This is a genomic window from Pseudomonas sp. EA_15y_Pfl1_P101 (assembly GCF_963970835.1).
Classification (GTDB): domain Bacteria; phylum Pseudomonadota; class Gammaproteobacteria; order Pseudomonadales; family Pseudomonadaceae; genus Aquipseudomonas; species Aquipseudomonas tritici.
Genome location: NZ_CAXAPA010000007.1, coordinates 230748 through 251987, shown reverse-complemented (window position 1 = coordinate 251987; position 21240 = coordinate 230748). Strand labels below are relative to the sequence as shown.

21 protein-coding genes are annotated in these 21240 nt (G+C 61.4%); 9 read left to right on the top strand and 12 right to left on the bottom strand.

All coding sequences use genetic code 11. From position 1 onward, the window contains the following. Positions 1 to 105: 105 nt before the first annotated feature. The 6 genes from AACY36_RS13515 to AACY36_RS13490 form a co-directional block, all read right to left on the bottom strand. A complete protein-coding gene (locus tag AACY36_RS13515) occupies positions 106 to 1416 on the bottom strand; it encodes an MFS transporter (protein ID WP_339419248.1) in 1311 nt (436 codons plus the stop codon). A gap of 124 nt (positions 1417 to 1540) precedes the next feature. Further along, positions 1541 to 2689 carry a galactonate dehydratase gene (gene dgoD, locus AACY36_RS13510; protein WP_339419250.1) on the bottom strand — a complete coding sequence of 383 codons (1149 nt, stop codon included), beginning with the start codon at positions 2687 to 2689 and terminating at the stop codon, positions 1541 to 1543. A 48-nt stretch (positions 2690 to 2737) separates the two neighbouring features. Beyond that, positions 2738 to 3358 (bottom strand): 2-dehydro-3-deoxy-6-phosphogalactonate aldolase, encoded by a 621-nt coding sequence (locus AACY36_RS13505; RefSeq protein WP_339419252.1) that lies wholly within the window; start codon positions 3356 to 3358, stop codon positions 2738 to 2740. A gap of 1 nt (position 3359) precedes the next feature. Further along, positions 3360 to 4319 carry a 2-dehydro-3-deoxygalactonokinase gene (locus tag AACY36_RS13500; protein ID WP_339497228.1) on the bottom strand — a complete coding sequence of 320 codons (960 nt, stop codon included), beginning with the start codon at positions 4317 to 4319 and terminating at the stop codon, positions 3360 to 3362. A 164-nt stretch (positions 4320 to 4483) separates the two neighbouring features. Then, the gene (locus AACY36_RS13495) at positions 4484 to 4810 is read right to left on the bottom strand and encodes a DOPA 4,5-dioxygenase family protein (RefSeq protein WP_339419256.1); all 327 of its coding nucleotides are present in this window, start codon (positions 4808 to 4810) and stop codon (positions 4484 to 4486) included. Between the two features lie 31 nt (positions 4811 to 4841). Further along, positions 4842 to 5792, bottom strand: a complete 951-nt coding sequence (locus AACY36_RS13490) for a choline sulfate utilization transcriptional regulator (RefSeq protein WP_339419258.1) — start codon at positions 5790 to 5792, stop codon at positions 4842 to 4844. A gap of 103 nt (positions 5793 to 5895) precedes the next feature. On the opposite strand from AACY36_RS13490, the gene betC reads away from it, so the two are divergent. The 3 genes from betC (at position 5896) to AACY36_RS13475 (ending at position 10009) form a co-directional block, all read left to right on the top strand. Continuing rightward, positions 5896 to 7413, top strand: coding sequence for a choline-sulfatase (betC, locus tag AACY36_RS13485; protein WP_339419260.1), 1518 nt, complete (start codon positions 5896 to 5898; stop codon positions 7411 to 7413). A gap of 14 nt (positions 7414 to 7427) precedes the next feature. Then, positions 7428 to 8342 carry a choline ABC transporter substrate-binding protein gene (choX, locus tag AACY36_RS13480; protein ID WP_339419262.1) on the top strand — a complete coding sequence of 305 codons (915 nt, stop codon included), beginning with the start codon at positions 7428 to 7430 and terminating at the stop codon, positions 8340 to 8342. 98 nt (positions 8343 to 8440) lie between these two features. After that, complete coding sequence (locus AACY36_RS13475) at positions 8441 to 10009, top strand: SulP family inorganic anion transporter (RefSeq protein WP_339419264.1); 1569 nt, start codon at positions 8441 to 8443, stop codon at positions 10007 to 10009. 39 nt (positions 10010 to 10048) lie between these two features. Here AACY36_RS13475 and aroE read toward each other — a convergent pair whose 3' ends face one another. Both aroE and hemF read right to left on the bottom strand, forming a co-directional pair. Next, positions 10049 to 10867 carry a shikimate dehydrogenase gene (gene aroE, locus AACY36_RS13470; RefSeq protein WP_339419266.1) on the bottom strand — a complete coding sequence of 273 codons (819 nt, stop codon included), beginning with the start codon at positions 10865 to 10867 and terminating at the stop codon, positions 10049 to 10051. Continuing rightward, complete coding sequence (gene hemF, locus AACY36_RS13465) at positions 10867 to 11799, bottom strand: oxygen-dependent coproporphyrinogen oxidase (RefSeq protein WP_339419267.1); 933 nt, start codon at positions 11797 to 11799, stop codon at positions 10867 to 10869. Before hemF ends, aroE begins: the two co-directional genes overlap by 1 nt. A gap of 159 nt (positions 11800 to 11958) precedes the next feature. Between hemF and AACY36_RS13460 the strand changes: the two genes are divergently transcribed. Next, positions 11959 to 12936: a quinone oxidoreductase family protein gene (locus AACY36_RS13460; protein WP_339419269.1), complete on the top strand. Its 978-nt coding sequence runs from the start codon at positions 11959 to 11961 to the stop codon at positions 12934 to 12936. A 67-nt stretch (positions 12937 to 13003) separates the two neighbouring features. Here AACY36_RS13460 and AACY36_RS13455 read toward each other — a convergent pair whose 3' ends face one another. The 3 genes from AACY36_RS13455 to AACY36_RS13445 form a co-directional block, all read right to left on the bottom strand. Then, on the bottom strand, positions 13004 to 13561 hold the full coding sequence (locus AACY36_RS13455) for an L-threonylcarbamoyladenylate synthase (protein WP_012721468.1): 558 nt from the start codon (positions 13559 to 13561) through the stop codon (positions 13004 to 13006). Positions 13562 to 13615: 54 nt separating this feature from the next. Further along, entirely contained in the window at positions 13616 to 14710 is a 1095-nt protein-coding gene (gene dprA / locus AACY36_RS13450; protein WP_339419270.1) for a DNA-processing protein DprA, read from the bottom strand. Between the two features lie 63 nt (positions 14711 to 14773). Beyond that, positions 14774 to 15550, bottom strand: coding sequence for a peptidoglycan-binding protein (locus AACY36_RS13445; RefSeq protein WP_339419271.1), 777 nt, complete (start codon positions 15548 to 15550; stop codon positions 14774 to 14776). A gap of 135 nt (positions 15551 to 15685) precedes the next feature. Between AACY36_RS13445 and def the strand changes: the two genes are divergently transcribed. From def to AACY36_RS13420, 5 genes are all read left to right on the top strand, one after another. After that, positions 15686 to 16192, top strand: coding sequence for a peptide deformylase (gene def, locus AACY36_RS13440; protein WP_339419273.1), 507 nt, complete (start codon positions 15686 to 15688; stop codon positions 16190 to 16192). Between the two features lie 69 nt (positions 16193 to 16261). Further along, entirely contained in the window at positions 16262 to 17215 is a 954-nt protein-coding gene (gene fmt, locus AACY36_RS13435) for a methionyl-tRNA formyltransferase (RefSeq protein WP_339419275.1), read from the top strand. Then, positions 17212 to 18522: a 16S rRNA (cytosine(967)-C(5))-methyltransferase RsmB gene (rsmB, locus tag AACY36_RS13430; RefSeq protein ID WP_339419277.1), complete on the top strand. Its 1311-nt coding sequence runs from the start codon at positions 17212 to 17214 to the stop codon at positions 18520 to 18522. Before fmt ends, rsmB begins: the two co-directional genes overlap by 4 nt. Before the next feature lie 21 nt (positions 18523 to 18543). Then, the gene (gene trkA / locus AACY36_RS13425) at positions 18544 to 19917 is read left to right on the top strand and encodes a Trk system potassium transporter TrkA (RefSeq protein ID WP_339419278.1); all 1374 of its coding nucleotides are present in this window, start codon (positions 18544 to 18546) and stop codon (positions 19915 to 19917) included. Between the two features lie 18 nt (positions 19918 to 19935). Next, entirely contained in the window at positions 19936 to 20247 is a 312-nt protein-coding gene (locus tag AACY36_RS13420; RefSeq protein WP_339419279.1) for a hypothetical protein, read from the top strand. Between the two features lie 71 nt (positions 20248 to 20318). On the opposite strand, the gene AACY36_RS13415 is transcribed toward AACY36_RS13420, so the two are convergent. Next, positions 20319 to 21206, bottom strand: coding sequence for a lysophospholipid acyltransferase (locus AACY36_RS13415; RefSeq protein WP_339419280.1), 888 nt, complete (start codon positions 21204 to 21206; stop codon positions 20319 to 20321). Positions 21207 to 21240 lie beyond the last annotated feature (34 nt).

Genomic DNA, 21240 nt, shown 5'->3' with positions numbered 1-21240 from the left:
GGCGAAGCCGCCCCAATGAAGACACCGCTTTCTGCCTGACAGAATATGGTGTGTGGTTTTGGGCTGCTGCACATCCCAGCGCGGGTCAAGCCCGCTCACTACGCGCTACTCATTCAATTCTATCCGCTCGACCTTGCCGACCAGCAAGATGTAGGACAGCGCCCCAAGCAACGCCAGCACCGCAACATAGGTAATCGCCGGCGCGAACGAATCACCGCTGGCCAGAAAGCCAATCACGATCGGCGTAGCAATCGCCGACAGGTTGCCGATGAAGTTGAACACCCCACCGGTCAAACCTAGCAACCGTGCAGGCGCGAGAGTCGAGACCAGCGACCAGGTGATCGACGCCAGGCCATTACCAAAGAACGCCACGGCCAGGAACGCAATTACCCACGCGGTCGAGTCCACGTAGTTGGCGCCGATGATCGCCGTGGAAATCAACAGCCCGCTGATGATCGGCAACTTGCGTGCGAAGCCCACCGACGCACCTCGGCGAATCAGCCAGTCGGAAAAGATCCCGGAACACAGCACACCAACAAACGCCGCCAGAAATGGCAAGGACGCCAGCAGGCCGGACTTGATGAAGTCCATGCCGCGATACTTCACCAAATAGGTCGGGAACCAGGTCAGGAAGAACCACAGCGTGGAGTTGAGGCAGAACTGCCCCAGGTAGATCCCCCAGAGTTTGCGCTTGCTCAACACGATGCCCAGGTCGACCCAACTGAACGGCGCCTTGACGGTTTTTTCCTGCATGTCCACCAGCCCGCCGCCTTCACGGATCAGCTCGATTTCCGCAGCGTTCGCGCCTTTGAAATCCTTGGGCTCGCGGTACACCGCGTACCAGATCAGCGCCCACACAATGCCCACGCCACCGGTCGCGACAAACACCATGTGCCAACCAAATGCGTGCTGCAGCCAAGCCAGTACCGGCGTGAGAAACGCCAGCCCGACAAACTGGCCCGAGGTGTAGACGCCAATCGCCGTGGCGCGCTCGCGCTCGGGAAACCAAGTGGTGACCACGCGGCTGTTGATCGGGTAGGCCGGCGCTTCCAGCGCGCCCACCGCCATGCGCAGCACGAACAACGCGATAAAGCTGGCGGCGAAGCCGAGCATCACAGTGGCGATGGACCACAACAGCAGCGCAGCGGTGTAGAGGATGCGCGGAGGCACGCGGTCGACCAGCCAGCCACCGGGGATTTGCATGGCGGCGTAGGTCCAGCCGAAGGCCGAGAAGATCAGGCCGACGTGCACCGGGTCGATCCCCAGTTCACTGGTCAGCGCCGGGGCGGCGATCGACAGGTTGCTGCGGTCGAGGTAGTTGATCACCACGGTGATGAACAGCAGCACCATGATGAAAAAACGCTTTCTGGTAGGCGTGACTAAAGACGCCTGCCCGGTGGAGGATGCAGGGTGCATGAGGGGGTGCCTCTTCTTATGTTTATTGAGGTCTGGAATGGCGCTGACTGAAGAAACCGGATCAGAAATGTGGGCGCGAGCAAGCCGGCTCCCACATTTCTGACCGCGCGCCTTCAGTCAGGACTCACCACTCGGCGAAGCTGCCGTCGGCATGGCGCCAGATCGGGTTGCGCCAGCGATGGCCGATGGCCGCGCGTTCGATCACGTATTCCTCGTTGATCTCGATACCCAGGCCCGGTCCGTTAGGGATTTTCACGAAGCCTTTGTCGTAATCGAATACACGCGGGTCCTTCACATAGTCGAGCAAGTCGTTGCTCTCGTTGTAGTGAATGCCCAGGCTTTGCTCCTGGATAAACGCGTTGTAGCAAACCGCGTCCAGCTGCAGGCAAGCCGCCAGGGCAATCGGGCCCAGCGGGCAGTGCAGGGCCAGGGCCACGTCGTAGGCTTCGGCCATGTTCGCGATCTTGCGGGTTTCGGTGATGCCGCCGGCGTGGGAGGCGTCCGGCTGGATGATGTCGACGTAGCCTTCGCTGAGCACGCGCTTGAAGTCCCAGCGCGAGAACAGGCGCTCGCCCAGGGCAATCGGGGTGCTGGTCAGTGGCGCCAGTTCCTTGAGGGCTTCGTAGTTTTCGCTGAGCACCGGCTCTTCGATAAACATCAGTTTGTACGGGTCCAGTTCTTTCATCAGCACCTTGGCCATGGGCTTGTGCACCCGGCCATGGAAGTCGACGCCAATGCCGACGTTCGGGCCGACGGCATCACGCACGGCGGCGACGTTGGCCAACGCCAAGTCGACTTTTTCGAAGCTGTCGACGAACTGCAACTCCTCGGTGCCGTTCATTTTCACCGCAGTGAAGCCACGGGACACGGCTTCCTGGGCAGCACGAGCGGTGTCGGCCGGGCGGTCGCCGCCGATCCACGAGTACACGCGGATCTTGTCGCGCACCTGACCACCGAGCAAGTCGCTGACCGAAACGCCAAGAGCCTTGCCCTTGATGTCCCACAACGCCTGGTCGATACCGGCGAGGGCGCTCATGTGCACGGCGCCGCCGCGGTAGAAGCCACCGCGATAGAGCACGGTCCAGATGTCTTCGATGTTGCGTGGGTCTTTGCCGATCAGGTAGTCGGACAGTTCTTCGACGGCAGCCGCCACGGTGTGGGCGCGGCCCTCTACCACGGGCTCACCCCAGCCGGTCACACCTTGGTCGGTCTCGACCTTGAGGAAGCACCAGCGCGGCGGGACGATAAAGGTCGTCAGTTTGGTGATTTTCATCTGTTATCTCTCTTATAGATGCAGCGCCTGTGGGCGCGGAACTTATAGTCAGCTCAGGGCTTTCCAGGCGGCGACATAAGCCTGGGCGCGGCTCGCTACCTGATCCACTGTCATACCCGGTTTGAACAACCCGGAACCCAGCCCGAAGCCTTTAGCGCCGGCGTCGATGAACACCTGCATGTTGTCCGGGGTGATGCCACCCACCGGCAGCAGCAAGGTGCCTGCCGGCAATACCGCCAGCCACGCCTTGATCACCGCCGGGCCCATTTGCTCGGCCGGGAACAGCTTCAATACGTCGGCGCCTTCGGCCAATGCGGCGAAGGCTTCGGTCGGCGTCGCCACACCCGGCGACAGGAACAGCCCCGCCGTTTTCGCGGCACGCAACACCTTGGCATCGCTGTGAGGCATCACGATCACCTGGCCACCAGCGGCTTTCACCTGCTCGACCTGCTCAGGCAGCAACACCGTACCGGCACCGATCAGGCAATCGGCGGGCAGGCTGTCGCGCAGAATACGAATGCTGGTGTAAGGGTCGGGCGAATTCAGCGGGACTTCGATCACCCGAAACCCGGCCTCGTACAGCACCTGGCCAACGGCCTTGGCTTCGTCCGGGCGGATGCCGCGCAGGATGGCGATCAAACCGTTTTGCGCGAGTGCTTGCTTGAGCATGTCAGGCCTCCGATACAGGTTGAGTGAGCCCCGCCGCCACTGCCAGTTGCCACAGGCCGCGTTCGCTGGCTTCCTGCGCCAGGCTGACGTGGGCGAAGCCGCAGAGGGCGAGGGCGCGTTGATAGCGGGCGCAGAGCGGCGCTGCACCGACCAGAATGATCGGCGTGTGTTTGGCTTTGCCGGGCAAGCCGGCGAGTTCATGGCCGATGAGCAAACCCGAGAGGTAATCGGGCTGTTCGTCTGGGGCGAGTTGGGCGGTGAGCCCAAGGGTGCGCGCGCTGAACAAGGTCGACAGCACGCCGCGCTGGCCGTCTTTGGAGAGCGCCACTTGCACGCCTCGGTCAAACGCTTCGGCCTGGAATATTTCGGACGGTTGCTGGGTACGGCCAAGGATGCTGTGCTTGCTCAGCACTGCAAACAGCTCACCGGTCATGAAGGTATCGAAGTGAGTGATGCAGCCATCGACCACCTCGACCCACTTGGAATGGCTGCCGGGCAGGCCGATCAATACATCGGCGCCCAACCCTTGCAGCACGCCCAATACTTGGGTTTCTTCGCCGCGCATCACGTTGGGCAAACCGCTTTGCTCGATCACACCGGGCACGATATGCACATCAACCCCGCGCTGGCTGCGCACCTTATGCAGCGCCTGGCCCAAGCGGGCGACGTCGACGGGCGTATTGCGATAAGCCGCTTCGCTCCAACCCTGGGCGCTGCCGACCATACCGCAGGCGATCACCGGGAGGTCGGGGTGCGCTTCGAGCCAATCCCCGCATGCCGCGTCGAACGCCAACTCGAAGCCATCGCTGCAGCGCACGCCGGCGATGTCGCGGGGCTCGCAGGGCAAATGCATGATGCCCCACGCCAGCGAGCGCTGTTCCAGCACTACGCCTGCGGGGCCGAGTTTATAAGCACGAAGGGAACTAGTTCCCCAATCGAGCGCGATCAATTGCGCCTGCATCGCTTCACCTGAAATGAGTGGGTGCTGAAAAAAGCAGATGGGCGAATATAAACCTATGACCAGTAATATCTCAATATATAAATACCAGTCCCACATAATGGGAGTTGAGCGCGCAAAATCCCACACCCCTTTAAGGCAGCAGGGGGTTGCGGATTAGAAAGAGGTTACAAAACAGACAGATCCAGCTCGCGCACCGCCCCCATCCACACCGCGTAGTCGGTATGATCCTTCAGCTCATCGCCGGTATTGGGGTGCAGGAACACCACCAGCCCATTGCGATGGATCACCAACCACGGCAACACCACGCCAATGTATTCGGCGTCGAACGCCAGCTGGCAGCTCCAGTCCGGGTGAGGGCCCACGGGCCGTTCGTGTACACGGCCCATGCGCAGCGGGAAGAGTTTGGCGGCGTCTTCGCACAAGGTGCGCGCCTGCTCAATGGTGCTGGCGTCAAAGTAGATATGGGCGTGATAGCCCTTGATACGTTGCATGACCGACTCCGGATCCAATGTGCGCAAAATCCTAGACCGCAATGGACGGCAGGGCCAGCCCGGTCAGCGACTGCGCGCTGCTGGCCTGCTCGGCCACCAGCCAGTCGACAAACCGCTCGACCAATTGCCTCCGGCGTTTGCGCTGTGGCTGCACCACGTAATAGCCGAAACGTGAGATCACCGTACCGCTCACCGGCCGGCACAACCAGCCCTGCTCCAGCAAGTTATCCACCAGGTGGCGCCAGCCGATGGCTACGCCCTGGCCGGCAATCGCGGCCTGGATAAGCAGGGTGTAATTATCGAAGCGCAGTTGGCCGGGTGTGGGTGCAGTGGTGATACCCAGCTCGCGAAACACACCGCTCCAGTCGAACCACTGGCTGTTGTTTTCCTGACGCAGGTGCAGCAGAGGAACATCGTGCAAATTTTGTACAGTCAGCGGTGACGCCTGGTTCTTCAGCCATTGCGGGCTGCACACCGGGAACACTTCTTCGTTGAACAGCCACAGGCTGTCGCCCTGCTTGAAACGGCCATCGCCAAACAGCACCGCCACATCGATATCGCTGCGCAGGGTGGCGTGGTTGCGTTCGCTGGTCACCAGGCTTACGTCTACCTGGGGATTGGCGTGGTGAAAGCGGTGCAGGCGCGGCATCAACCAGTAGGCGGCAAACGCAAAGTCCGTCGCGACTTGCAGCACTTCATGTTGATCCTGTTGGGCGATTGCGCTCAGACCTTGGTTGATGGCCTGCAAGCCACCTTGCACATGCTCGAACAACAGGGCGCCGGCGTCGGTCAGCTCAATGCCACGGTAGATTCGATCAAACAAGCGGTTCGCCAGTTGCTCTTCCAGGCGCTTGATCTGCTGGCTGATGGCCGGTTGGGTGGTGCCCAGCTCCATCGCGGCGGCGGTGAAGCTGCGGTGGCGCGCTGCGGCTTCGAAGGCGCGCAGCAAATCGAGGGACACGTCACCGAGGGCTTCATACATAAGCTGTGCTTATCCTAGACATTGCTTTTCATGGGCTTTACCCCAGTTTGCATGGGCTGCATGCTCATTCGCATAAACATCGCCTATGGAATGCCGAGAACCCATGAAGCGCAAGAACATTCTTTTTATCATGGCCGATCAAATGGCCGCGCCGTTGCTTCCGTTCTACGGTTCTTCGCCTATCAAGCTGCCTAATCTAAGCCGCCTCGCTACGCAGGGCGTGGTGTTCGACGCGGCGTACTGCAACAGCCCGCTGTGTGCACCGTCGCGTTTCACCCTGGTCAGCGGCCAGTTGCCGAGCAAGATAGGCGCCTACGACAACGCCGCCGATTTCCCCGCCGATGTGCCGACCTATGCCCACTATCTTCGGCGCCTCGGCTACCGCACCGCGTTGTCGGGCAAGATGCACTTCTGCGGACCAGATCAACTGCACGGTTATGAAGAACGCCTGACCAGCGACATTTACCCCGCCGACTACGGCTGGGCGGTGAACTGGGATGAGCCGGACGTACGACCCACTTGGTATCACAACATGTCCTCGGTGCTGCAAGCCGGCCCGTGCGTGCGCACCAACCAGCTGGATTTCGACGAAGAAGTGGTGTTCAAGGCGCAGCAGTACCTGTTCGACCACATCCGCGAGGACGGCGACCAGCCGTTCTGCCTGACCGTGTCGATGACTCACCCACACGATCCGTACACGATTCCCAAGCCATTCTGGGACCTGTACGACGACGCCGACATCCCGTTGCCTGCAACACCCGCGCAAGGTGATCTCGACCCGCATTCCCAGCGCCTGCTCAAGGTCTACGACCTGTGGGACAAGCCGCTGCCTGTGGATAAGATTCGTGATGCGCGCCGTGCCTACTTCGGCGCGTGCAGCTACATCGACAGCAATGTCGGCAAGCTCCTGCAAACCCTGGAAGACACCGGCCTGGCCGACGACACGATCATCATCTTCTCCGGCGACCACGGCGACATGCTCGGCGAGCGTGGCCTCTGGTACAAAATGCACTGGTTCGAAATGGCCGCCCGCGTGCCACTGCTGGTGAGTGCGCCGGGGCAATTCGCGGCAGGCCGCGTGTCCAAAGCCGTGTCCACCGCCGACCTGTTGCCGACCCTGGTGGAACTGGCCGGCGGCGAGCTGGACCCGCGCCTGCCGCTGGACGGCCGTTCGCTGGTCCCACACTTGCAAGGGCAGGGGGGGCACGACGAGGTGTTCGGCGAATACATGGCTGAAGGCACCATCAGCCCGCTGATGATGATTCGCCGTGGCGCGTACAAATTCATCTACAGCGAAGACGACCCTTGTCTACTGTTCGATGTACACAACGACCCTCGGGAACAGGAAGAACTCAGCCAGTCGCCGCAGCATCGGGCGCTGTTTGCAGCCTTCCTTGACGAGGCGCGGGCCAAATGGGACATCCCGGCGATCCACCAACAGGTGCTCGCCAGCCAACGCCGCCGCCGTCTGGTGTTTGAAGCACTGACCCAAGGCAAGCTGAAGAGCTGGGATCACCAGCCATGGGTGGACGCCAGTCAGCAGTACATGCGCAACCACATCGACCTCGACGACCTGGAGCGCAAGGCACGTTATCCACAACCTGCCAAAACCAATAAATAGACTGAGGGAAGGCCATGCAAAAGTTGACTGTAGTGCTGGGTATGTTGGTGTTGAGTAGTGCCAATGTGTACGCGGACGCCAGCTGCGAAACGATAAAGATGGCCGATCCAGGCTGGAGCGATATTGCGGCCACCAATGCCATCACCGGTTTTTTACTGACCGGCATGGGCTACAAGGCCAAGGTCGACACCCTCGCGGTCCCGATCATCTTCGGCGGGCTCAAGGACGGCCAGGTGGATGTGTTCCTGGGTAACTGGATGCCGGCGCAGCAAGGCTTTTACGACAAGTTCGTGGCCAACGGCGATGTGGTGCAACTGGGGAAAAACCTCGACGGCACCGAGTTCACCCTCGCCGTGCCCGACTACGTATGGGACGCCGGGGTGCATGACTTCGCCGACTTGAACAAGTTTGCCGACAAGTTCGGCATGAAAATTTATGGCATCGGCTCCGGTGCGCCGGCGAATATCTCGCTGCAGGAAATCATCAAGAAAAACGACTTTGATCTCGGCCAGTGGAAGCTGGTGGAGTCCAGCGAACAGGCGATGCTCGCCGAAGTATCACGGGCTGTTAAGAAGCAGAAATTCGTCACCTTCCTTGGCTGGACCCCGCACCCGATGAACGTGCAGTTGAAAATGCACTACCTCAAAGGAGGCGAGAAATACTTTGGCGACACCGGCAGCGTGTACACCCTGACCCGCAAGGGCTATGCACAGGCCTGCCCGAATGTAGGGAAATTGCTGACCAACCTGAGCTTTACTCAGGAGATGGAGAACGCAATCATGGCGCAGGTGGCCAATAACAAGGTCAGCAACGCTGAGGCGGCGAAGGCGTGGATCAAAGCCAACCCGGCGGTGTTGGACAAATGGCTGGATGGTGTAAAAACACTGGACGGCAAAGACGCACTATCTGCAGTTAAAGCCAAACTCTAAGGCTTGATGCAATCCAAATGTGGGAGGGGGCAAGTCCCCCTCCCACGGGAACTAATCAGTACTGATATTCTGCGCCAAACCTTTAAACCGAGTTCGCGATGCCCCGGCCCAACCGCCATACACTCTTCCCCTTCCTCGCCTGGCTCCCGCGCCAGACCCGCGCCAGCGTCGGTCGGGACGCACTGGTCGGCCTCAGCGGCGCCGTGCTCGCCCTGCCACAGTCGATTGCCTACGCACTGATCGCCGGTCTGCCCCCCGAATACGGCCTGTACGCTGCGATCATCCCGGTGCTGATCGCGTGCCTCTGGGGTTCATCCTGGCACCTGATCTGCGGCCCCACGGCGGCGATTTCCATTGTGCTGTATGCCAGCGTCAGTCCCTTGGCCGTGCCGGGCTCCCAGGACTACATCACCCTGATTTTGCTGCTCACCTTCCTCGCCGGGGTTTTCCAGTGGCTGCTGGGCATGCTGCGCTTCGGCGCGCTGGTGAATTTTGTCTCCCACTCGGTGGTGCTCGGTTTCACCCTGGGCGCCGCCGTGGTGATTGCCGTGGGGCAATTGCCCAACCTGTTGGGGCTGGATCTACCGAGCCAGGCCACGGCGATCAATAGCCTGCTGGCACTGATCCACCACAGCGGCGAATGGGACCACGCATCCCTTGCCCTGGGGCTGGGAACTCTGCTGGTGGGCGCACTGCTCAAGTACCTGGTGCCCCGCTGGCCGACGCTGTTGATCGCGCTGGCTTTGGGCAGCCTGGTGGCGTGGTTGTGGCCGGCGATGTTCGGGCATGTGGCGCTGGTCAGTTCGTTTATTGGCAAGCTACCGCCGTTCAGCCCGTTGCCGATGGACTTGGACATGATCCTGCGCCTGCTGCCCAGCGCCGTGGCGGTGGGCATGCTGGGGCTGGTGACCAGCCTGTCGATTGCCCGCTCGCTGTCGGCGCGTTCGCAGCAATTGCTTGATGCCAACCAAGAAGTTCGTGCGCAAGGTCTATCCAATATCGTTGGCGGATTTTTCTCTGGTTATCTGTCGGCCGGCTCCTTTACCCGTTCGGGCCTCAGCTATGAGGCGGGCGCCTGCTCGCCGTTGGCCGGCGTGTTTTCTGCGCTGTGGGTGGCGTTGTTCGCCTTGTTTGGTGCGGCGCTGATCGCGCACATTCCAATCCCGAGCATGGCCGCGAGCATCCTGCTGATTTGCTGGGGGTTGGTGGACCATCGCGGCATTCGCGCGTTGTTCCGCGTCAGTCGCGCAGAGTTTGTGGTAATGAGCCTGACGTGCGTCGCCACCTTACTCCTAGAGCTGCAAACCGCGATTTACGCCGGGGTGCTGGCATCGCTGTTTTTCTATCTCAAACGCACGTCGCAACCTCGGGTTCAGCAATGGCGAGACGGGGATGAGGATGTGCTGCGGGTGGGCGGCTCAATCTTTTTTGGCGCCAGCCATTATCTGCAAGTACGCCTGCAAAGTTTGCAGGGCGAGCGGGTGGTGATTGAGGCGCAGCAAATCAATTTCATCGATTATTCGGGGGTGGAGATGCTGCACCAGGAAGCGCGGAGGTTGAAGGGGTTGGGGCGAAGTTTGACGTTGCGCCGGGCTAGGCCGCAGGTGGTGGATGAGTTGAAAAAACTTGAGGGGCCCGACAAGTGCCCCCTCCATTTCGAAGACTGAGACCGCACACACATTGACTGTGCCCACATTAGATTTGAGTTAAGCCAACTGCCGGCGCAATTCAGCCAACACCGGCGCCGACGCCGGGCGTACACCGCGCCACAGGTAGAACGCTTCCGCCGCTTGCTCCACCAACATGCCCAACCCATCCATTGCCAAGGCTGCGCCTTGTTCAGTCGCCCAGCGGCAGAACGGGGTAGGTTCCTTGGCATACATCATGTCGTAGCAAAAGGTCTTACCCGGCTCGATCAGGCTGCCAGCAATCGGCGGTACATCGCCTGACAGGCTGGCCGACGTAGCGTTGATGATCACGTCTACCGGCTCACGCAGCCAGTCGAACCCACTGGCAGATACGGGGCCCAGATCGTCAAACAACTCGGCGAGCAACTCAGCCTTTTCCACCGTGCGGTTGGCGATGATCAGCGAAGCCGGCTGTTCGGCCAGTAACGGTTCCAGCGCACCGCGCACCGCCCCACCGGCGCCCAGCAGCAGGATGCGTTTGCCTTGCAGCGTCAACCCGGCGTTTACCTTGAGGTCGCGCACCAGGCCGGCGCCGTCGGTGTTGTCGCCGAGCAAGGTGCCGTCGGCGAGTTTACTCAAGGTGTTCACCGCGCCTGCGCGTTGGGCGCGCTCGGTGAGGGTGTTGGCCAGGCGGTAGGCGTCTTCCTTGAACGGCACAGTCACATTGGCGCCACGGCCTTGTAGGAAAAACTCACGGGCGCAGCCGGTGAAATCCTCCAGCGGCGCAAGCAAGGTGCTGTAGTCCAAGTGCTCGCCCGTCTGCTCTGCGAACATGCGGTGGATCAGCGGCGACTTGCTGTGGCCGATGGGGTTGCCGAACACCACATAACGGTCCATCAGACCGCCGCCTTGGGCGCAGCAAGGCCCAGCCAGTCGCGGTCTTGCAGGAAATAATCGGTAAGGCGCGCTTCTTCGCTGCCAGCCTCGGCCTTCCAGTCATAGCTCCAGCGCACTTGCGGTGGCAGCGACATCAGGATCGACTCAGTGCGCCCGCCCGATTGCAGGCCAAACAGGGTGCCACGGTCGTAGACCAGGTTGAATTCAACATAGCGGCCGCGACGGAATTCCTGGAATTCGCGCTGTTGCTCGGTGTAGGCGATGGCCTTTCGGCGCTGCACGATCGGCAGGTAGGCGTCGATATAAGCGTCGCCGATGGCGCGGATAAAGGCGAAGCAGGTGTCGAAGTCCCACTCGTTCACGTCATCGAAGAACAGGCCGCCAATGCCACGCGGTTCATTGCGGTGCTTGATATGGAAATAACTGTCGCACCAAGCCTTGTAGCGCGAATACACGTCCGGGCCGAACGGCGCGCAGGCCTGCTCGGCCACGCGGTGCCAGTGGATGCAGTCTTCTTCGTTGCCGTAGTAGGGCGTGAGGTCGAAACCGCCGCCAAACCACCACACCGGCTCTTCGCCTTCTTTTTCGGCGATGAAAAAGCGCACGTTGGCGTGGGAAGTCGGTACGTGGGGATTATGCGGGTGGATCACCAGCGATACGCCCAAGGCCTCAAAGCCGCGACCGGCCAACTCTGGGCGATGCGCACTGGCGGACGGTGGGAGACCGCTGCCAAATACGTGGGAGAAGTTAACGCCGCCTTTTTCGATCACCGAACCGCTTGCAATCACACGGGTGCGACCGCCGCCGCCGGCAGGCCGGGTCCAGGCGTCTTCGATAAAGCGAGTGTCCGTCTCGAAGGTTTCCAGGGCGCTGCAAATGCGGTCTTGCAGATCAAGCAGGTAGGCCTTTACGGCCTCGGTGCGGGTAGTCATGGCATCACCTTGAATCGGGCAAAGCTACGCGAAGCCATTGGGCGTCGGCGGCAAATGGGCGCACAGGATAACACCCCACCCCATTGCGCCGCAGTTGACGAAGATCAAGCTTAGGAGTTCGATAGGCGGCTACGCGAGTTCGAACCAAGGAGAAAGCAGATGGCAAAACGTATCCAGTTCAGCGCCCATGGCGGTCCCGAAGTGCTTGAGTATGTCGACTACACGCCTGCGGAGCCTGGCCCGCAGCAGGTTCGCGTGCGTAACGAGGCGATCGGCCTGAACTTCATCGACACCTATTTTCGCAGTGGTCTGTACGCGCCGCCAGCATTGCCTTCAGGGTTGGGCGCAGAGGGCGCCGGCGTGGTCGACGCGATCGGCAGCGAAGTCACCCAATTCAAGGTCGGCGACCGTGTGGCCTACGGCAGTGGTCCGTTGGGTGCCTACAGCCATCTGCACGTGCTGCCCGCCGCCAACCTGGTGCACCTGCCGGACGAGATCAGCTTCGAACAAGCGGCCGGCGCCATGCTCAAGGGCCTGACCGTGCAGTACCTGCTGCGCCAGACCTATGAAGTGAAAGCCGGTGAAACCATCCTGTTCCACGCCGCTGCCGGTGGCGTGGGTTCGCTGGCCTGCCAATGGGCCAAGGCCCTGGGCGTGAAGTTGATCGGTACCGTGAGCTCGCCGGAAAAGGCCGCACTGGCCAAATCCCTCGGCGCCTGGGAAACCATCGACTACAGCAAGGAAAACGTCGCAGAGCGCGTGTTGGAATTGACCGACGGCAAAAAAGTCCCGGTGGTGTACGACGGCGTCGGCAAGGACACCTGGCTGACGTCGCTGGACAGCGTGGCGCCGCGTGGGCTGGTGGTGAGCTTCGGCAATGCGTCAGGCGCGGTGGATGGGGTGAACCTGGGGATTCTGTCGGCCAAGGGCTCGCTGTACGTCACCCGGCCAACCTTGGCGACCTATGCCAATAACCCGCAGAACTTGCAGGCGATGGCTGATGACCTGTTCTCGATGATCAACAGTGGCAAGGTGCGTATTGATATCAACCAGCGGTATTCGCTGGCGGATGCGGCAAAGGCGCAGACCGAGTTGTCGGGGCGACGGACGACTGGGTCGACCATTCTCCTGCCGTAAAGCAATGGATATCTGGAGTCTGTAAGGGCCTCATCGCGGGCAAGCCCGCGATGGCCATGAGGCGGTCTCAGGAAGGCCGCACCACCTCACCCGTCACCAAATCCCGAATCAAGCTTGGGTTCTTGCGCCCACCCAGCGCACCACCCAACACCAGATCCACCTGCCCACGGAAGTATTGCTCAACGCGGATCCGCGTGCGCGCAGCCGGGCGCCCCTGGGGGTTGGCCGAGGTGGAAATCAAAGGCCCTACCAACGAGCACAAATCCCGCACCAGCGGATGGTCAGTGACCCGCACCGCGACGGTGTCGTGCACACCTGTCACCCATTCCGGCAGCAACCCCTGATGAGGCACCAGCCAGGTGTTCGGGCCAGGCCAGGTGCTGGCCATGCGATCGATCCAATCCTGCGGGAAGTCTTCGAACAGAAAGTCGAACTGGCGGATATTGTCCGCCACCAGGATCAGGCCCTTGTCCACCGAGCGGTTCTTGATGGCGAGCAAACGGTCCACTGCTTCTTCATTCCACGGGTCGCAGCCAAGGCCCCAAACCGCTTCTGTTGGATAGGCAATCACCGCGCCTGCGCGAATTTCTCGTGCGGTTTCCAGCACACGCCACCGGTTGACCATTGTTTACTCTCCAGACTAAAGCTCTGCGCAGTTTACCGATCTTCTTTACAAAACCTAGCAGCGCGCAAGCCAGCGCCCATTTTCACAGATAACCTGGTCTTCCAGCTCCAACTCGGTCAGCGTCGCCAGCACTTGGGACAACGGGCGCCCGCTGGCAATCACCAGGGCCTCACTGGTCTGGGGTGCTGCGTGCAACAGCGCCACCAGCGGATGGACGACAGGCATCGGCGCCGGGCGCGACAGCGCTTGCCAGCCACGCAAACCTTCAAGGATGTGCTCGATGGTCTCCACCAGCACCGCGCCGTCGCGGATCAACTGATGACAGCCCTTCGCGCCGGGATGATGGATGGAGCCCGGGATCGCATACACCTCACGCCCCTGCTCGGCCGCCAACTTCGCGGTGATCAGCGAACCACTGGCCATGCCGGCTTCCACCACCAGTACGCCCAGGGACAAACCACTGATGATCCGGTTACGCCTGGGGAAGTTGCTGGCCTGGGGCGGGGCGTCCAGTGGAAACTCGGAAACTACGGCGCTGCCCTGGTCAATCATCGCCTCCGCGAGCCGTCTGTGACGTTGTGGATAAAAATTTTCGAGCCCGGTGCCGAGGACGCCGATTGTCTGACCGCCCACCTCCAATGCCGCTTGATGGGCTGCGCCGTCGATGCCTAATGCAAGGCCACTGGTGATGACAAAACCAGCGCTCGCCAGACTGCGCGAAAACGCAGCGGCGGTGTCCATGCCAGGACGAGACGCGCGACGACTTCCGACCATCGCCAGTTGCGGTCTTTCCAGGATTGCAGGGTCACCGGCGACGAATAAAAGCGGCGGCGCATCATCAATCTCGGCGAGCAGAGCGGGGTACTCCGGTTGGTCCCACATCAGCAAATGCTGGGCCGGGCACGCCAGCCAGGCCAATGCCGCACTGGCGCCGTCGCGGATTTCATGACTGCGCCGGGCATCGGCGCTAATGGCTGGCAACCCCAGCGAACGCCAGGCACTGGCAGGCGCGCTGATGGCCTTTGACGCAGAGCCGAACGCTTCGATCAGTAAGCGAAAACGCTTCGGACCCAGTTCCGGCAGCCTGTGCAAGCGTAGTCGGGCTTCCAGTTCTGACGGGGAGATTTCTTGGTTGTGTATCGGGTGCATTTGATCGTCCTTGACCGGAACAAGCTGTGGATAACTCTGTTGGTAACTTATTTAGCAGGCTATTTATTGTGTTTGATGGGCAGTCTCGAAACGGTCCATGACCGCCAGCGGCCGTGAGGCACTGAGCACCAGGGCGTAACTGAGCTTTTCGTAGGTGCGAAACACCAGCAGGGTGCCGGCGCGTTCATCAGGAAGTTGCGTCGACGCGCCACTAAGGCCATCGCGGACGGTGGCGCCGGTCTTGATCACGCTGAGCAGTTGGCCTTCGACCAGACCATCGCGACGCCCTTTGTTGAGGGTTACGGCGTCGAGCACGCCGATGTGCGTAACACCCTTGGGGATATCGATGATGTGCCCTTCGACAAAGGGCGCGGTGGGCGCGGTCGCAAGGGTTGTCGGGACGATAGGAGGTTGTGCACGCAGCAAGCGGTCTCCGGGGCGCACCTCCTGCGTGACTCGCTGTACGGCCAGGGTAGTAAGGTCGCCCGCCACGACAAATCGCGCAGTGCCAATATCATTGGCGTTGACGCCCAACAGCTCTTTAGTCACCGGGTCGGTGTAAACCTTGCCTCGTCGGAATATTCCGTAATTCGGCTGGGAAGGCTCCAAGTCGCCCCTGGCATATACCCGCTCGCCATTGGCACCCAGCACTCGGCCAGCATCGGCGGCAACGATGTACGGCGCGTTGTCCAGGTCTCGAGGCGAATCAAGAAGGCGGTTATGCAGTAAAAAGCGCTGGATAGCCTGTTGCGTCGGCTGATCCAGCCGCTGCACGGGCGGCGGCAGCAGGGCCATGGCGAACGGGGCCCACAATAGCAAGACGAGTAGCGATTTCCTCATGGGGTGAATCTCCTTTATTATGTGCGTTCGCGTGAAATGCCAGAGCCTTCGTGGCTTTTGGGTGTTTCACACCGGCGGTCTGGGTCCATCCCAACGCCGATTTGCCTCTACCTCACATGTGCAGCAATTACGCTTATGGCTATTTTGAACATCCTCGAATTCCCCGACTCGCGCCTGCGCACTGTCGCCAAGCCGGTGGCCGTAGTGGACGACAAGGTTCGTCAGTTGGTCGATGACATGTTTGAAACAATGTATGAAGCCCCGGGCATCGGCCTCGCCGCGACCCAGGTCAACGTGCATTCGCGTGTCGTGGTCATGGACCTGTCGGAAGACCGCAGCGAGCCGCGGGTGTACATCAACCCCGAGTTCGAACCGCTGACTGAAGAGATGGGCGAATACCAGGAAGGCTGCCTGTCAGTGCCGGAGTTCTATGAGAACGTCGAGCGCCCGATGCGCGTGAAGATCAAGGCCCTGGGCCGCGACGGCAAGCCGTTCGAGCTGATCGCCGAAGGCCTGCTGGCGGTGTGCATCCAGCACGAGTGCGACCACCTCAATGGCAAGCTGTTTGTCGATTACCTGTCGACGCTCAAGCGCGACCGAATCAAGAAGAAGCTGGAAAAAAAGCATCGCCAGCAAGCTTGATGCCCTCCTTCCAAAGGCTTGCTGCGGCAAGCCTTTTTCTTTTGTGACTGCTTTTAACCGAGACCACCCATGACCGAGCCACTGCGCATTGTTTTTGCCGGCACGCCTGAATTCGCGGCCGAACACCTGAAGGCACTGCTTGCCAGCCCTTATGACATCGTCGCGGTGTACACCCAGCCGGATCGCCCGGCCGGTCGTGGACAAAAACTGATGCCGAGCCCGGTCAAGCAACTGGCGCTGGAACACAACCTTCCCGTGCTGCAGCCGCCAACCCTGCGTAACGCCGAGGCTCAGGCCGAGCTGGCTGCCCTGAAGCCGGACCTGCTGGTGGTGGTGGCCTACGGCTTGATCCTGCCGCAAGTGGTGCTGGATATTCCACGCCTGGGTTGCATCAACAGCCATGCGTCGTTGTTGCCGCGCTGGCGCGGCGCGGCACCGATCCAACGCGCAGTGGAGGCGGGTGACAGCGAAAGCGGCGTGACCGTGATGCGCATGGAGGCGGGTCTGGACACCGGCCCGATGCTGCTCAAAGTCACCACCCCGATCACCGCCCAAGACACTGGCGGCAGCCTGCACGACCGCCTTGCCGAGCTGGGCCCGCCCGCCGTAATCCAGGCCATCGCCGGCCTGGCTGCCGGCATCCTGGAAGGCGACGTGCAGGATGACAGCCTGGCCACCTACGCCCACAAGCTGAACAAAGACGAAGCGCGCATCGACTGGAGCCGCCCGGCCGTGGAACTGGAACGCCTGGTACGCGCCTTCAACCCGTGGCCGATCTGTCACAGCACCCTCAACGGCGAAGCCTTGAAAGTACTGGCCGCGACCCTGGCCGAGGGCACAGGCGCTCCGGGTGAAATCATCGGCGCCAGCAAGGACGGCCTGTTGGTCGCTTGCGGCGAACAGGCGCTGTGCCTGACCCGTCTGCAATTGCCCGGTGGCAAGGCGCTGAATTTCAGCGATGTGTTCAACAGCCGTCGTGAGAAGTTTGCCCTGGGCACCGTTCTCGGGATGGTCGCCCAATGAACCCGCGACTGGCCGCCGCCAAGGCCCTTGCCGCCGTGCTCAATGGCAAGGCATCGCTGAACAGTTCGTTGCCCACGCAGATGGATAAGGTTGAAGACCGTGATCGCGGCTTCACCCAGGACCTGGCCTTTGGCACCGCCCGCTGGCAGCCACGCTTGTCGGCGTTGGCGGCCACGTTGTTGCAAAAGCCGTTCAAGGCTGCGGATGCTGACGTCGAAGCGCTGCTGCTGGTAGGCCTCTATCAGCTGCTCTACACCCGCGTGCCCGCTCACGCCGCCATCGGTGAAACGGTCGGTTGCGCCGACAAGCTGAAAAAACCTTGGGCCAAGGCCTTGCTCAATGCCGTGCTGCGCCGCGCCCAGCGCGAGAGTGAAGCGCTGCTGGCCGAACTGGAACATGATCCGGTAGTGCGCACCGCTCACCCACGCTGGCTGCAAAAATCGTTGAAAGCGTGCTGGCCTGAGCAATGGGAAGCCATTTGCGCAGCCAACAATGCGCACCCGCCGATGATCCTGCGGGTCAATCGCCGTCATCACAGCCGCGACGCCTACCTGCAATTGCTCATTGACGCCAGCATCAATGCCACGCCGTGCGTGTACAGCATCGACGGTATCGTGCTCGAAGCGGCCGCTGATGTGCGCAGCCTGCCGGGCTTTGCCGAAGGCTGGATCAGCGTGCAGGATGAAGCCGCGCAACTGGCTGGCGACCTGCTCGACCTGGCGCCCGGCCAACGCGTGCTAGACGCCTGCTGCGCACCTGGCGGTAAGACCTGTCACATTCTGGAAGTCGAAAACGACCTCGCCGGTGTCGTCGCTGTCGACCTCGAAGCCAAGCGCCTGGTGCGCGTGCGGGAAAACCTTGCACGCCTGGGCCTCAGCGCCGAGCTGATCGCCGCCGACGGCCGTGACACTGCCACCTGGTGGGACGGCAAACCGTTCCAGCGCATCCTGCTTGATGCGCCGTGCTCCGCCACCGGTGTGATCCGCCGCCACCCAGACATCAAGCTCACCCGCCAACCCGACGACATTGCCGCCCTGGCCGTGCTACAAGGCGAGCTGCTCGACGCGCTGTGGCCGACCCTGGAAGTCGGCGGCATCCTGCTCTACGCCACGTGTTCCACCTTGCCGACTGAAAACACCGAGGTGATCGAAGCCTTCCTTGCCCGCACCAGCGGCGCCCGGGAGCTGGACCTCGCCACAACCGCCGGCATCAAGCAGCCCCACGGTCGCCAACTGCTGGCGCAAGAAGGCGGACACGATGGCTTCTACTACGCCAAACTGATCAAGATTGCCGCCGCGCGCGGCTAAATGGTTTAAGGGAGTGACCGGATGAAAATCATCATCCTTGGAGCAGGGCAGGTCGGCGGCACGCTGGCTGAACATTTGGCCAGCGAAGCCAACGACATCACCGTGGTCGACACTGATGCCGAGCGCCTGCGCAACCTCGGCGACCGCCTCGACATCCGCACCGTACAAGGCCGCGCGTCGTTCCCGACGGTGCTGCGCCAGGCGGGTGCCGATGACGCGGATATGCTGGTGGCCGTGACCAACAGCGACGAAACCAACATGGTCGCCTGCCAGGTCGCCCACACCCTGTTCCACACCCCGACCAAAATCGCCCGTGTGCGCGAAGCGGCCTACCTGACCCGCGCCGGTTTGTTCGACAACGACGCGATTCCGGTGGACGTATTGATCAGCCCGGAACAGGTGGTCACCCACTACATCAAGCGCCTGATCGAAATTCCGGGCGCCTTGCAGGTGATCGACTTTGCCGGCGGCAAGGCGCAACTGGTCGCGGTGAAGGCCTATTACGGCGGCCCACTGGTCGGCCAGCAACTGCGCCAGTTGCGTGAGCACATGCCCAACGTGGAAACCCGCGTCGCGGCGATTTTCCGGCGTGACCGGCCAATCCTGCCCCAGGGCGATACGGTGATCGAGGCCGACGACGAAGTATTCTTCATCGCCGCCAAGGCGAATATTCGTGCCGTCATGAGCGAAATGCGCCGCCTCGACGAGACCTACAAGCGCATCGTCATCGCGGGCGGCGGGCAGATCGGCGAGCGATTGGCCGAGGCCATCGAAAGCCGCTATCAGGTGAAGATCATCGAGATGAGCCCGACACGCTGCCGGCATTTGTCCGACACCCTAGACAGCACCGTCGTACTGCAAGGCAGCGCCTCGGACCGCGACCTGCTGATGGAAGAAAACATCGCCGACGCCGATATCTTCCTGGCCCTGACCAACGATGACGAAGCCAACATCATGTCCTCCTTGCTGGCCAAACGGCTGGGCGCGAAGAAGGTGATGACCATCATCAACAACCCGGCCTATGTCGACCTGATCCAGGGCGGCGATATCGACATCGCCATCAGCCCTCAGTTGGCAACCATCGGCACCTTGCTGGCCCACGTGCGCCGGGGCGACATCGTCAGCGTGCACTCCCTGCGCCGTGGCGCGGCCGAAGCCATCGAGGCAATTGCCCACGGTGACTCGAAGTCGAGCAAGGTGATCGGCAAGGCCATTCGCGATATCGGCTTGCCGCCGGGAACGACCATCGGCGCGATTATTCGTGACGAAGAGGTGATCATTGCCCACGACGACACGGTGATCGAAACCGGGGACCATGTGATCCTGTTCCTGGTGGACAAGAAACATATCCGCGATGTGGAGAAACTGTTCCACGTGGGGTTGAGCTTCTTCTGATCAAGCGGAGTGACCGACATGCTCGAATCCCTGGAAAAAATGCTCGCCAAAGGTGTGGATAACTCGCTGCTTCGGTTTGGTTTGGGCAAGGGTTATCTGGACGTGAAGGAAAACGCCAAGGCGGCGGAGCATCTGCAGAAGTGCGTCGAGTTTGATCCGAAGTATTCAGCGGCGTGGAAGCTTCTGGGCAAGGCGCAGTTGGGGTTGGAAGATCGTTCGGCGGCGCGGCTGGCATGGGAGAGGGGCATTGAAGCGGCACAGGCCCATGGTGATAAACAGGCCGAAAAAGAGATGACGGTGTTCCTGAAGAAACTCGACCGCCAACCTTGAGCCGATCTTCTGTGGGAGCTGGCTTGCCTGCTCCCACAGAAGATCTTCATGGGTCTTGAGTCAGGGGTGGCTCAGTACCACCGCGCCTCACCCGGCGGGCGTTTCTTGAAGCGCTTCATGCTCCACATGTATTGGCTCGGGTAAGCACCGACATACCGCTCCACCACCTTGCTCATCGCCGCGCAGGACGTGGCAGTGTCGGTGCTGTACATATCTTCCGGCGCCGCTTCCAGGATCACTTTGTAACCCGAACCGTCGGGCAGCCGCAGCGCATGCAGGAACACGCCGACCGCTTTGTGGCCCGCCAACATATTTGGCACAAACTTGCTGGTCAGCGCCTGGGTGGCGAAGAACGGTACGAAGATCCCCGCAGATTCCGCCGGCTCCGGGTCGGCGGGGATACCCACCTGGCCGCCCTTACGCACTTCCTTGATCACACTGAGGATGCCTTCCTTGGTCGACGCCGCCACTCGATTACCCAGTTGCACCCGCTGCTTGCGCAGCAACTCATCCACTGCCTTGAGCTTGGGCGGACGGTAAAAAATGATGGGTTTGCACTGGTTGCAATAGAAATGGTTCAGCACTTCCCAGTTGCCCAAGTGGCTGGTGATGCCGACCACGCCTTTGCCCGAAGCCAGGGCTTCGTGCAGCACGTCCAAGCCTTCGACTTCGCGCACCAGGTCGATTGAGCGTTGGGCTGGCCAGATCCAGGCGCAGGCGCTTTCGGTCAGGGACTTGCCGATGTCCATCAGGCTGCGGCCGACTAACGCTTCGCGCTCGGCGGGGTCCATGTCGGGGAAGCACTTGGAGAGGTTGATCCGCACCGTCTCGCGGGAACGGTTGGGGGTTTTCCACATGACCCAGCCAATGGCCGTGCCGACGGCCTGCACAGCGCGCCAAGGCAGCAGGGCAAACAACCGGAGAGCGCCTACCAGCAAGGCGCCTTTAAACTTTTCCACAGGTCACTCCTGTTCGTGTGTGGTGCGCAAAGCC

What these genes read in the sequence shown, in the direction of transcription:
- trkA (WP_339419278.1), top strand. Translation starts at nt 18,544, where the DNA reads ATGAAAATCATCATCCTTGGAGCAGGGCAGGTCGGCGGCACGCTGGCT.
- AACY36_RS13505 (WP_339419252.1), bottom strand. Translation starts at nt 3,358, where the DNA reads ATGCTCAAGCAAGCACTCGCGCAAAACGGTTTGATCGCCATCCTGCGC.
- AACY36_RS13455 (WP_012721468.1), bottom strand. Translation starts at nt 13,561, where the DNA reads ATGGTCAACCGGTGGCGTGTGCTGGAAACCGCACGAGAAATTCGCGCA.
- choX (WP_339419262.1), top strand. Translation starts at nt 7,428, where the DNA reads ATGCAAAAGTTGACTGTAGTGCTGGGTATGTTGGTGTTGAGTAGTGCC.
- AACY36_RS13490 (WP_339419258.1), bottom strand. Translation starts at nt 5,792, where the DNA reads ATGTATGAAGCCCTCGGTGACGTGTCCCTCGATTTGCTGCGCGCCTTC.
- dprA (WP_339419270.1), bottom strand. Translation starts at nt 14,710, where the DNA reads ATGCACCCGATACACAACCAAGAAATCTCCCCGTCAGAACTGGAAGCC.
- fmt (WP_339419275.1), top strand. Translation starts at nt 16,262, where the DNA reads ATGACCGAGCCACTGCGCATTGTTTTTGCCGGCACGCCTGAATTCGCG.
- hemF (WP_339419267.1), bottom strand. Translation starts at nt 11,799, where the DNA reads ATGACTACCCGCACCGAGGCCGTAAAGGCCTACCTGCTTGATCTGCAA.
- def (WP_339419273.1), top strand. Translation starts at nt 15,686, where the DNA reads ATGGCTATTTTGAACATCCTCGAATTCCCCGACTCGCGCCTGCGCACT.
- rsmB (WP_339419277.1), top strand. Translation starts at nt 17,212, where the DNA reads ATGAACCCGCGACTGGCCGCCGCCAAGGCCCTTGCCGCCGTGCTCAAT.
- AACY36_RS13475 (WP_339419264.1), top strand. Translation starts at nt 8,441, where the DNA reads ATGCCCCGGCCCAACCGCCATACACTCTTCCCCTTCCTCGCCTGGCTC.
- AACY36_RS13500 (WP_339497228.1), bottom strand. Translation starts at nt 4,319, where the DNA reads ATGCAGGCGCAATTGATCGCGCTCGATTGGGGAACTAGTTCCCTTCGT.
- AACY36_RS13445 (WP_339419271.1), bottom strand. Translation starts at nt 15,550, where the DNA reads ATGAGGAAATCGCTACTCGTCTTGCTATTGTGGGCCCCGTTCGCCATG.
- AACY36_RS13515 (WP_339419248.1), bottom strand. Translation starts at nt 1,416, where the DNA reads ATGCACCCTGCATCCTCCACCGGGCAGGCGTCTTTAGTCACGCCTACC.
- AACY36_RS13460 (WP_339419269.1), top strand. Translation starts at nt 11,959, where the DNA reads ATGGCAAAACGTATCCAGTTCAGCGCCCATGGCGGTCCCGAAGTGCTT.
- AACY36_RS13420 (WP_339419279.1), top strand. Translation starts at nt 19,936, where the DNA reads ATGCTCGAATCCCTGGAAAAAATGCTCGCCAAAGGTGTGGATAACTCG.
- AACY36_RS13495 (WP_339419256.1), bottom strand. Translation starts at nt 4,810, where the DNA reads ATGCAACGTATCAAGGGCTATCACGCCCATATCTACTTTGACGCCAGC.
- aroE (WP_339419266.1), bottom strand. Translation starts at nt 10,867, where the DNA reads ATGGACCGTTATGTGGTGTTCGGCAACCCCATCGGCCACAGCAAGTCG.
- betC (WP_339419260.1), top strand. Translation starts at nt 5,896, where the DNA reads ATGAAGCGCAAGAACATTCTTTTTATCATGGCCGATCAAATGGCCGCG.
- dgoD (WP_339419250.1), bottom strand. Translation starts at nt 2,689, where the DNA reads ATGAAAATCACCAAACTGACGACCTTTATCGTCCCGCCGCGCTGGTGC.